Below are 12,368 nucleotides of genomic sequence, written 5' to 3' on the forward strand. Positions count from 1 at the left end.
GATTATTATATTAATTATTTATTTAGTATTGATTGTTTCTTTTACGGCACCACATTTTAGCATTGCATCTCCAAAATATGGGTTTAAAACTTTGTTTTCTTTGCTTAACCAAAAACCTCCTTGATCGCTATCTGCCATCGGACAATATTGCTTATAGGTTGTTTCTAGTATTCCAAAAGACTCTACTGCCATTATTAAATGATTAGATAAAGTCTTGAATTCTTTTCGTTGAATTTTTATATCCTCAGATTGCCCTATGATATTGCTCTTAGACTTTAGTGTTTTAGCAAGTAACATCCATTGTTTATGAGCATTTGTGTTACTTAAAGTTTTCATATCAACAGCTGTTAAACTCTGACTAAGCTTCTCTGCCGCTATTTTTGCTGTTGTTGCATCTGATTGTATCAATGCATCTTTTAAAGTGATATACGCATCATATACGCTTTGCAGTTCCGATTTAAATTTATTGGATACTTCAAATGTTTCATTGATAGTTTTACTATGATTCATCATCGACTTTTTACCCGCCAATTGCGCCGATGCATCTACGGTAAATGTTCCATGGGTAACTACTTCTTCTCCAGATTTGAGTCCATTAGCTACGATGTAGTTATCTCCTACTCTATTTCCTAAGACTACTTCTTTCATTTCAAAAATAGGAGCATCTGGTTTTACTTTTACATATACAATCGAACGCTTACCTGTCCATAATACAGCAGATCCAGGTACGGTTAAAGGACTATCCTTTTCCATTCTTTGAACAACTACTTTACCTTTTACAAACATTCCTGTTTTAAATTTACCATCTCTATTAGCTAACACTACACGTACATTGACGGTTCTTGTAGAAGGATTCAACACAGGGTCTATAAAAGATATTTTTGAAGTAAATACTTCATTTGGATACGCATTGGTTGTAATTACTATTTCTTGTCCCTTGCGAAAACTTTGAATCTGATTTTCATAAATGTCGAAATTTGCCCAAACGGTATTTAAATTAGATACTTTTAACAGGGCTTCTCCTTGCTTTACATAATCACCCTGTGCTACCATTTTATGAATAACAATACCTGATACAGTAGCATAAATGGGAAAGTTTTCTCTTACTTTTTTTGAACTTTCTATTTGATTTATTTGCTTGTCAGATAGTTTCCAAAGTTTTAATTTATTTCGAACAGCCTTATATAAAGCTGGTTGACTTTCTTTTAAGCTAGCCGCTGTGAGTAATTCTTGTTGTGCTTTAATTAATTCTGGAGAGTAAATGGTTGCTAACCATTGTCCTTTTCTAATTGTTTCCCCCGTTGAATTAATATATAAACGCTCTATTCTTCCCTGAAAATAACTGGCTTGTACAAGATTAGTTTCTTCGTTTTCTACTATTTTTCCTGATATTGTGAGACCATTATCTTCTTCTATAGCACTACCGATAATAGTCGTTTGTACATCCGCCAATGCCATCGCATTTTTTGTAAGCTTAAACTGATCGGCAGCCAATCCTTCTGAACCTGATTCCGCAGGAATTAAATCCATTCCACAAATAGGACAATCTCCTGGCTCTGGTTGCATGATTTGTGGGTGCATAGAACAGGTCCACATTTGATTAGTAGCACTCATTTCTTTATGATCATGTGATGCATTTTCATTAGATGAACCTCCAAAAAGCAACCAACCTAATAGTAAACCGGTTACTAATATTCCTGTATAAATTAGATACTTCTTCATTTCTTAAAAGATTAACATTGTTATTGCCATCACTATCATAATAGCATTTTCAATAAAAGTTGCCTCCGTCATGGGTAATTTCAAAGCGGTACCTAAACAAGCACAACGAATTGCCTTCTTATCTAACAAGGTTTTAGTTACTCCTACAGTAGTAATTCCTAGGACTACTAAGGTTATAATTGAAGCTATGTTTACTTCAAAACGTAGTAAGAACATGAGTCCTAAAGCGGTTTCAATAAATGGATATATTTTGGCATATACTGGAACTTTTTTAGCCAAAGGATCATACATTCTAAATGAGTCTGGGAATCCTTTTAAATCGAGCATTTTAAAAAAACTAAATACGATATAAAATAAGCCCATAAAGTCTAACATAAACGCACTCCAACTCCAATCATTTCTATGCATTAAAACACTTGCGATTGTAATATAGCCTAGAATTAAAAACAAAGGTTTTAACTGTACCAGCTTACTTTGTTCTTCATCAAATAGGTCATTAGATACATAGCCAGCCTTCTTTTCTTGGGCTATTTCTGAAATTTGATATTTTTCAGCCAGTACTTTCTGTAAGTCTTCCAAAGGAATGTGTTGTTCCATCTCTATGGCTACTTCTTTACTTGTTAAATCAACCACAGCATTTTGAACGTTTTGAAGTGATATTAAGCTTTCTTCAACAGAGGCTTTACAACTTCCACAGGTCATTCCTGTAACTTTATATATATGTTTCATCTCTTTAGTTTTGTGCGGTTAAATAATGTAATGCTACACTTTGGTTGTAATAAGATAGCTTGGAGCTAATCATATTCATTTGAAACTTTAACTGTAATTCCTGTATGTCTAATACATCGTTAAAGTCAATGGTTCCTGTTTCATAACTTTTCACCAATATATTTTGAGCATTTTTAGCTTGCATTAAGTTTTTTCGTTGCGTTTTAAAATTTATAAATGCAGCATTCCTTTTAGAAACTACATTTTGAAGCATTGCTTCTAAGCTATTTAATCGCTGTTGTTTTTGCGTTAATACTTCTTCTTGCTGTAAACTATGTTGTTTGCTTATAGACTTGTACTTTTTATTGAATATGGGAATGGATACAGATACCATTGGCATTACAATATCCTTTCCGTTATCGCTAAATGACATATTGGGTCTTTTTTCAACGTTTACATAGTCTATTCCAAACCCTAACATCGGCTTACTCTGCTTTTGATTCACTATTTCTGATTTTTCTACTGAGGCATACAATCGATCGAACTTGATTAATTCTGGATGCAGTTTTACATCTTCTGAATTAAAGCTTTCAGTCTTATCAGGTATTTGCAAACTGTCTATAAGTACCACAGATTCTAATACCTCTCTGTTTAATAATTTATTGAAAGATGCTTGTTCTCCTAAAAACTGTTCTTTTAAAACCTCTTTATTTTGAATCAATTCGTTTTGTCGAATTTGAAGTTTTAGAACATCAACTGCAGAAGCTTTTCCAACTTCTACAGAGGTCAATGCCAATTTTTCGTAAGTAGAAAGTAACTCAATGTTTTCCTCTAATACAGCTTGCTTAGCTTTAATTTCATAGAGTTTATAATACGATTGAGATATCTTAGCAATCAATTTTCGCTTCTTTACAACAATATCTTGGTACGCGATATCTGCCAATGAAGAGGCATAATTTTCTCTTGCTGTAATGGTTCCGAAAAAAGGAAGCATTTGTTTTACAGAAACTTTAAACTTTTGTGCTCCTGTTCGTGTTTCAGGTGTACTTGCAAATACCCCAACTCCTATTTCAGTATTTGGTAAACTATTAACTTCTTGTTGTTTTTCTGAGATACGTTGATGCCTTATTTCAAACTGTTGTATTTCAGGATTACTTGCCAAGGCTTCTTTTATATACTCTTGTAATTCTTGGGCTTTTAAATCAAAAGATAAAAAAGCAACAGTCAATGTTATGGCATATGCTATATAGGACTTATTCATTTTGATTTAGTTTTTACTACGTTTTAATAAAAATTCTTCTCGTAAACTATACAATACAGGTACTATAAAATACGAAGTAATGTCTATAATCATTCCTCCAAAAGCAGGAATTGCCATCGGAATCATAATATCACTTCCTCTTCCAGAAGAGGTTAATACTGGTAACAAAGCCAAAATAGTAGTGGCTGTGGTCATTAAACAGGCTCTAATTCGTTTATTTCCCCCGTGTAATGCAGCAGCTCTAATTGCTTCAACAGTAGCAGGCTTTTCTTTGTCAAAGGTTTGCTTCAAATAAGTAGCCATTACTACCCCATCATCCGTAGCAATACCGAATAAGGCTATAAAACCAACCCATACCGCTACACTTAAATTAATAGGATACATTTGGAATAATTCCCTTAGATTTTTGCCAAATACGCTGAAATTCAAGAACCAATCTTGTCCGTATAACCACATCATAATAAATCCTCCAGCAAAAGCTACTGCAATTCCTGTAAATACCATTAATGAGGTTGAAATAGATCGAAACTGAAAATAAAGTATTAAGAATATAATTAATAATGCCAACGGAACTACAACAGCTAAGGTTTTTTCAGCTCTTATTTGGTTTTCATAAGTTCCTGTAAACTGATACGAGATTCCCTTTGGAACCTCTAATTCTCCTGAACTGATTTTTTGTTGAATGGCATCTTGCGCTTTTTCTACTACCGCTACTTCCGCGAAATCAGATTGCTTGTCAAATAATACATATCCTATTAGGAACGTATCTTCACTTTTAATTACTTGCGCTCCTTGTTCATATCGAATAGAAGCCAATTCACTTAAAGGAACATAATTACCTTTTGAAATAGGAATGTAAATGTTTTGTAAATCTGTAGGATTGGAACGTAACTCTCTTGGATAGCGTACACGTATTCCATAACGTTCTCTTCCTTCAACGGTTTGTGTTATTTGCATTCCTCCAACAGCTACTTTTAGCTCGTTTTGAACTGTTTGAATTGAGATTCCATAACGTGCTAATTGTTCTCTATTGATATCAATTAACAAATAGGGTTTTCCAACAATTCTATCTGCAAAAACAGCTTCTTTTTTAACACCTTCAACTTCTTTTAAAATACTTTCTAATTGAATTCCAAAAGCTTCAATTTGTTCTAGATTTTGTCCTTTTACTTTAATTCCCATAGGTGCCCTCATTCCTGTTTGCAACATCACTAAACGGGTTTCAATAGGTTGTAACTTAGGAGCAGAAGTAACTCCAGGTAATTTCGTTACTCTTACAATTTCATTCCAAATATCATCAGGAGACTGTACATTAGGTCTCCAATTTCTATAAAATTCACCATCTTCATCCTCAATAAGTTCTTTGGAAGTTACCTCATAAAAAGGCGTATTGGTAGTTTTATCTGTAGTATTTGGGTTTGCTACCGTCTTACCATTTTTTAATAGAAATATTCCTTCTTCATTTACTCTAAATCGTTGACGTTCTCCATTTTTATTTAACAAATATTCTGGCTTGTATAATATTACGTTTTCATACATAGACATCGGAGCTGGATCTAAAGCCGACTCTACTCTACCCGCTTTTCCTACAACTGTTTTTATCTCAGGAATATTGGCCACAGCCATATCCAGTTGTTGCAGTACACGTTTGTTTTCTGCTACTCCAGAATGTGGCATGGACGTAGGCATTAATAAAAAAGAACCTTCATTTAAAGAAGGCATAAATTCTTTGCCTGTATTCTTAAATATTAAAAAACCGCACACCAATACCGTTATAGGTATGGTGAAAAACAATAGTTTGTTTTGCAGCGCCCATTGTAATATTTGACTATAATATCTTTGGAAAACAGTAAAGAAGCCCAATAATCCGAAGCATATAACCGCTACAAAGATGATGTTTAGCAAAATGCTTTTATCTACTCCTAAAGGTCTCCAATAGGTTGCTAATAAGCCTACAATGGCCATTGTAGAGATAACAATATTTATAAGGTTTCCTCTTTCAAATGTTATTTTCTCAAATTGAATTAAGAACCCAACTATACCGAAACCTATTAGGATCAATCCTAAAGAGTTTCCATAGACAATCCCCACAATTCCTGCTAAAATTAGTAGTGTATTTACCACATATTTTAGCTTTATTGTACTTCTTTTCTTTTTGAAAATAAGAGCCGCAAATGGCGGTATAATAAATAACGCTACAATAATTGCTGCGATTAAAGCAAAAGTTTTGGTAAAGGCTAAAGGACGGAATAACTTCCCTTCTGCACCAATCATGGTAAACACAGGTATAAAACTTATAACGGTTGTTAATACTGCTGTAATAATGGCTCCAGATACTTCTGAAGTAGCATTGTATACAATGGTATTAATATTCAGTTTTTCTTTATTTACTTCAAGATGTCTAATGATATTTTCAGCTAAAATGACGCCGACATCCACCATGGTACCTATAGCAATGGCAATTCCAGATAAAGCTACAATATTGGCATCTACACCAAAAGCTTTCATGGCTACAAATACCATTAAAACAGCTACCGGTAATAATCCAGAAATAAGCACAGAAGCTCGTAGATTGAATACCATTACAATAATTACCAAAATGGTAATCAAAATCTCTAAGGTTAATGCCTCATTAAGGGTATGTAATGTTTCTTGAATCAACTCAGTTCTATCATAAAAAGGAACAATGGTTAATTGTGAAGTTCTTCCATCTTTAAGTACTTTACTTGGTAATCCAGTACTTAACTCATTGATTTTATCTTTTACATTGTTGATTACTTTTAAAGGATTTGCTCCATAACGTGAAACTACTACACCACCTACTACTTCTGCTCCTTCTTTATCTAATATTCCTCTTCGAGCTTTTGCTCCTAAAGAAATATTGGCTATATCTTTGACTCTGAGAGAAGTGTAATCTTTAGAGGATATTACAGCATTTTCTATATCGGCTATTCCTTTGATATACCCCAAACCTCTTACCAAGTATTCTGCTTGGTTAATTTCTATAGTTTGAGCCCCTATATCTTGATTACTTAATTTAACCGCTTTTACTACCTCTTGCAAGCTAATATTATACTGACGTAATAATTCGGGTTTTACATCAATTTGATATTCTTGAACATATCCTCCAATAGAAGCTACTTCTGATACTCCACTTGCAGAAGAAAGTGCATATTTCACATAATAATCTTGAATGCTTCTTAGTTCATGTAAATCCCAGCCTCCGGTGACGTTTCCTTCTGCATCACGTCCTTCTAGAGTATACCAAAAAATCTGTCCCAATCCAGTAGCATCTGGACCTATAGATGGACTTACCCCTTCTGGTAATAAGTTATTTGGTAATGAATTTAATTTTTCAAGTATACGCGACCTACTCCAGTAAAAATCAATATTCTCTTCAAAAATGATGTATATACTAGAGAATCCAAACATTGAAGAACTACGAATAGTTTTTACTCCAGAAATACCCAATAAAGAAGTAGTTAATGGATAAGTAATTTGGTCTTCTATGTCTTGTGGAGAGCGACCATCCCATTTTGTAAAAACGATTTGTTGATTTTCTCCAATATCAGGAATAGCATCTACAGCAACTGGATTATTGGGTAATAAACCTGTATTCCAGTTAAATGGAGCTGTTACAATTCCCCAACCAATAAAAAGTAGTAGTAATAAAATAGCTACTAACTTATTTTCTATTAAAAACTTAATGCTTTTATTTAGCATATAAATACGTTTTAAACAATTAAACTTAGGTGAATAAACACCAGCTATGAAAGCCTATAAATAGAATTTATAAGCCTTACCTGTTTTTATTGTTTAAAAATCATATCAAATATACCTCGTCAAGAACTTGTATGTCTTTAACGATAAGCGGAGGTGCATAATCTTTAAAAGGTACTACCTTATCATGTAAGGTATTGAAAAGATTAAGGTATGAGTAGTAAAATGAAGTTACGAATAATTGTTGTTCAAAAGACAATGAATCAAAAGATGATTTCTTTAAAGTATCTTGCCCTTCGATAAAATCAATTTTATCATTACAACAATTCTTCTTTGAAATAGAACACCCATCTAAAGTGGCCATATTTTCCATTTCCATTCCGCAAGATTTTGCTTTACCAAAATAGCTTACTTCTACTAGATTGTCACCACAAAAATGACTACTAATAGTAAATGACATTGTAGAAAGTAATACTACAAAAGCCATTGTAATTGCCACTATTTTATTGAAAACTTTTTTCATCTTACAATGCAAAGTTACAAAAAATTCAAAACCAAAATATTAAAGAAACTATAAAGCTTCTTTTAACTCTTTATATAATTACAGAACTTTAAGGAATAATAAGCTTAGAAGTACTTATTTTGTTTTTAGCAGTTTAAACAACAAAGCTCAATACATATGTAACATGCATCGAGCCTTGAAACTGCTTACTAACTAATACAAATATTAAATTTTTTCCTCTGCCGACAAGTGTTTTGTTTTGTGGTTTTCTTGATTGAATGTATTCATTAGTTGATATACATATGGGATCTGTTTTTGAAAACGTGTTAAAATATCATACGAAATATTCTTTCTACTAAAAGGAACTACTTTTACATATTCTTGAATTTGATCAGCATTTCTTCCGTATTTGTATTCATAAGGAAAACGACCTGTTTCATCTATTATATTTCTCGGATTATTTTTGTTTGCAACACTTATATAAAACTCACTATCTTTTATATTCCCAGCAGGGTTAAATAGTTTTTCTTGTTTTAAATACTCATGAAGTTCTTTAGCAGTGTCAACAGCCGGATCTATTAATTGTACATTTTCTACCATAAAATTGCGGTACAAATATGCTCCTTCTTTGTTCTTATAATTGAACAACTCTTTTAAAATGTCTTTGATTTCATCTGTCATATATGGATAATGAGTGCACCCCAAAATGATAGATTTTAATTTATTTTTAGTTTTTGACAGCCTTATTTGTTCTAATAAAGATACTAAGTGATAACGCACATAATTTTTAGCATCATTGATTTGAAGAATAGAACAATCGTCTGTTTTTTCACTATCACATAAAATTTTACTGTCTTTAAAATCAAAATTGTATACATCAAAGAGTGTTTTATCAATCTTCACTTCTCCGTCTAAACTTGGTCCTTTATAGTCTTTCCTTGGTTTTTTAAGGTTTTTATTAAAATAATTCGGGTCTTCATCTACAGCTTCAGCTATTCCAAGGCCTCCTTGGGAAAACACTTCAATATTACCGGTATATCCCAATTTATCTTTCATTTTTAAAATGGTGTTTTTATAACCTTTAGAGGCTATAGTTCCCACAGTTGCTAAAACACCAATAATGGCATCTTCATTTGTGTCAATACTAGCTAAAGTTCCTCTAACTCCTGCATCAATAACTCCAATAACTTTAAGGTTTGAATTCGCCTTTTTAAGAAAATCTTCAATATATTCTTTTCCATATGCTGTGGCTGTATTACAAGCAATTACCAGTGCTTTTACCGGTTTTTTATCCGTTTTTAAGGTTGTGGTATTTGCTTCTAAATAGTATTTATTACTCATTAAAAACTGTGCATCTTTAATAATATGCTCTTTTAGTAAATCTATTTTTCCTTCTTTAGAATAATTCCCGTAAGGCATATTTGCTTGATCTCCTAGATAAATAAAAGACTCTTTATTAAAATCTAAAGCTCCATCACTTCCTTTTTCATGAGAGTTATTCTGATTTTCATCATAATTTATTATTGCTTTTAGCACTGTTAACCCTCCTGTTCCTGAATCAAATACTCCAATGGGTAAAGATTTATCTGAACTCGGATAATTAGCCATGTCTATATGATAAAAATTGCTTTTATCATTGATAATTATGCTGACTATATTATCATTTTTAACAACTGCTTTTGTATTCGTTTTCTGTTTACAATTCGATAGAGAAAGTATTAGAAAACCTATAAACGGTAGTATATATTTATTGTTCATTTTTCTTAATTTTGGGATGTAGTTTTCCTAAACCATAAGAAGTTATGGTTCTAATTACTTGTATGTGAATGGGTTTATTTTCTTAAGACTTTTCCGTGTAATTGGTTCGTAAACTGTCCTTTGTCTATAGCCAGCTTTCCATTAATGATGCTATATTCTAAACCTTCTGAGAGTTGAAATGCATCTGTAAAATCGGCTATATCTTTAAAGGTTTCTGGATTGAAAATGATAATGTCCGCAAAATTTCCTTTTTGTAAACTTCCACGATTCTTAATATTTAAAATTCTAGCTGTTTTTGAGGTACTATTATTAATAAACCTAGGTAAGTCTATTATTCTATCTTGCTTTACATATTTGTTATATTTTCTAGGAAATGAACCATATTTACGAGGGTGTCCAGTGTTCCCATCTGAACCCGTAACTACCCAATCTTGTTGCATAAAATGATGAATATCTTTAGGGTTCATATTAAAAGAAGCCACACGAACATACCCAGTTTTCAAAACAGAAAATACAGCTTCCTCAGGTGTTTCGTTTAGCATCTTTGAAATTTCCAACAAATTTTTCCCAACAAACTTTGAGTTTTCGCACTTCACAATTAATAGTTTATCTGGTCCTCCTCTACGTGTTATATTCTTTTTGGTATCAGCTAAAATCTTTGACTTTAATAGTGGGTCAGCATAACGAATCATTAATGAATCTTTTCCTCCGCTTTCTGCCCAACGTGGTGCTACTGCCGATTTTAATCCTGTTGCAGAAGCATCATATGGATACTGATTAGCCGTTATCTTAATTCCTTCTTTTTGAGCTTTTTCAATAGCTTTAATAATTTCTTTACTTTGATACCAAACATCCACTCCTAAACATTTTATATGTGAAATATGAATAGGTAGTTTTGCTTGACGACCAATTTCTATGGCTTCCTCAATGGCAGGAATTAAACCTACAGTATATGAACTTTCATCACGTAAATGTGTATCATAAATTCCATTATTTTGAGCTACAATTTTTGCCAACGCAATAACTTCATCGGTATTTGAATAGCTTCCTGGAGCATAAAACAGCCCTGTGGAAATGCCAAAAGCACCAGCTTTCATTTCTTGTGCTATCAATTCCTGCATTTTAGCAATCTCTTTAGTAGAAGCTTTTCTATTACTCTTTCCCATTACTTGTTTTCTAATGGTTCCATGTCCTACTAAAGGAACTGCATTTGTACCAATTCCATGGGTACTATACAAATCAATATATTTTGAAGTTGGATAAAAACTATCACCATCATTTCCTACAACGACAGTAGTAATTCCTTGAAACAAAAAAGGTTTATTATGCGCATTATCAGCTACATTAAGATCACGATCTGCATGGGTATGTGGGTCTATAAATCCAGGACAGACTACTAATCCTGTAGCATCAATTGTTCTTTGCGCATTGATAATAGCGTCTTTTTGGTTTCCTATAAAGACAATTGTATCATTTTTTAAAGCTATGATATGATTGCTTGCTATTGTATCAACTCCATTATAAACTGTACCATTTTTGATTAATATATCTGCTTCAAGTCTCTTCTTTGAGCATGAAGAAAAAAGCATAACAGCAATAAATACAGAAATATAAATTTTATAATTCATAATGTTTAAGTTAATTGATAAAACCAGGAACAGCAACTGTGGCCATTGTTTGTAAACCTGCAGGAGCTTTTAAAATACTATTGATACAGTTAATTGTAATTGCACAAGTTGCAATATCTCCGTTAATTCCTCCTTCAATTTCTGAAGAAAAATTGGGAACTCCTTTTATGGTAACTTTATCAAAAGATTTTGGCTCTCCAATAGCTGCTTTAAAATGCATTTTTATTTTACATTCATCATCTTTATAACCATAAGCAATTTGCTCTACACCTCGTGCATCTCCCTTTTTTACTTTAATTACTTCAGAAGCGACTTCAGATTCTGCAATTACTGGGTTTAAACTTTCAGTAACTTCGTCTAGTTCTAATCCTATAGAATTTGCGAGTAAATAGACAGATTCTTGTAAACCTACATGGCGTAATTCTCCTGTAGCTTCTTTCTTTCTAAAGGCATCAATAGCTAACCCTGCTCCTATTTTTTGCTGAAATGGGGCACGTCTAGGTGTAGCATCCTGTACTCTTTCAACAAATATATAAGAAACATCTTTAGATATGGATGTAAATACTGTAGGAAGATAATCCATTAAAAACCCTGGATTTACACCTGTTCCTAGACAAGCGATATTATTTTCTTTACAAATAGTATCAAGTTCTTTACTTAATTGAGGTTGTAGCTTCCATGGGAATGATAGCTCTTCACATGTAGAAATAACAGGTATTCCAAATTTAGCAACTTCTTTTACCTGAGGAATTAGCTTTTCTAAACTAGATACCGTAGTAATGATAGCTACATCTGGTTTTTTATTTTGTTTATTGACCACCTCTTCTACAGATGAAGATATAGTTACATCGGTAGGCAAATCTTTGTCCAATTCAGAAAGTAACTTACCTTTTAAAGTCGGGTTTATATCTACAGCAGCTATCGTTTTAACTGTTTTCTTTTGAGCGATATACTTCCCTACTTGTATCCCTAAAGGTCCATAACCTATTTGTAAAACATTAATCATATTTTTAGTCATTCTTTGAAAAGAGGCTGGTTAAGAAAATTAAACAACCTCTTTAACATTAAA

Annotated in this window: 8 protein-coding genes; all 8 read right to left on the reverse strand. The window is 32.6% G+C overall.

Annotation, left to right across the window (positions count from 1 at the left end; all coding sequences use genetic code 11):
• Window positions 1-18: 18 nt before the first annotated feature.
• Entirely contained in the window at window positions 19-1,722 is a 1,704-nt protein-coding gene (locus Q0873_RS03995; RefSeq protein WP_299104532.1) for an efflux RND transporter periplasmic adaptor subunit, read from the reverse strand.
• A gap of 3 nt (window positions 1,723-1,725) precedes the next feature.
• The gene (locus Q0873_RS04000; RefSeq protein ID WP_299104533.1) at window positions 1,726-2,451 is read right to left on the reverse strand and encodes a MauE/DoxX family redox-associated membrane protein; all 726 of its coding nucleotides are present in this window, start codon (window positions 2,449-2,451) and stop codon (window positions 1,726-1,728) included.
• Between the two features lie 4 nt (window positions 2,452-2,455).
• Entirely contained in the window at window positions 2,456-3,691 is a 1,236-nt protein-coding gene (locus Q0873_RS04005) for a TolC family protein (protein WP_299104534.1), read from the reverse strand.
• A gap of 6 nt (window positions 3,692-3,697) precedes the next feature.
• Window positions 3,698-7,414 carry an efflux RND transporter permease subunit gene (locus tag Q0873_RS04010; RefSeq protein WP_299104535.1) on the reverse strand — a complete coding sequence of 1,239 codons (3,717 nt, stop codon included), beginning with the start codon at window positions 7,412-7,414 and terminating at the stop codon, window positions 3,698-3,700.
• A gap of 100 nt (window positions 7,415-7,514) precedes the next feature.
• Complete coding sequence (locus Q0873_RS04015) at window positions 7,515-7,934, reverse strand: hypothetical protein (RefSeq protein ID WP_299104536.1); 420 nt, start codon at window positions 7,932-7,934, stop codon at window positions 7,515-7,517.
• 204 nt (window positions 7,935-8,138) lie between these two features.
• Window positions 8,139-9,671, reverse strand: a complete 1,533-nt coding sequence (locus Q0873_RS04020; RefSeq protein ID WP_299104537.1) for a hypothetical protein — start codon at window positions 9,669-9,671, stop codon at window positions 8,139-8,141.
• Window positions 9,672-9,745: 74 nt separating this feature from the next.
• Entirely contained in the window at window positions 9,746-11,299 is a 1,554-nt protein-coding gene (locus Q0873_RS04025; protein ID WP_299104538.1) for an amidohydrolase family protein, read from the reverse strand.
• Window positions 11,300-11,309: 10 nt separating this feature from the next.
• Window positions 11,310-12,305, reverse strand: coding sequence for a hypothetical protein (locus Q0873_RS04030; protein ID WP_299104539.1), 996 nt, complete (start codon window positions 12,303-12,305; stop codon window positions 11,310-11,312).
• Window positions 12,306-12,368 lie beyond the last annotated feature (63 nt).

The sequence above is a fragment of the uncultured Tenacibaculum sp. genome (assembly GCF_947498805.1).
Lineage (GTDB): Bacteria > Bacteroidota > Bacteroidia > Flavobacteriales > Flavobacteriaceae > Polaribacter.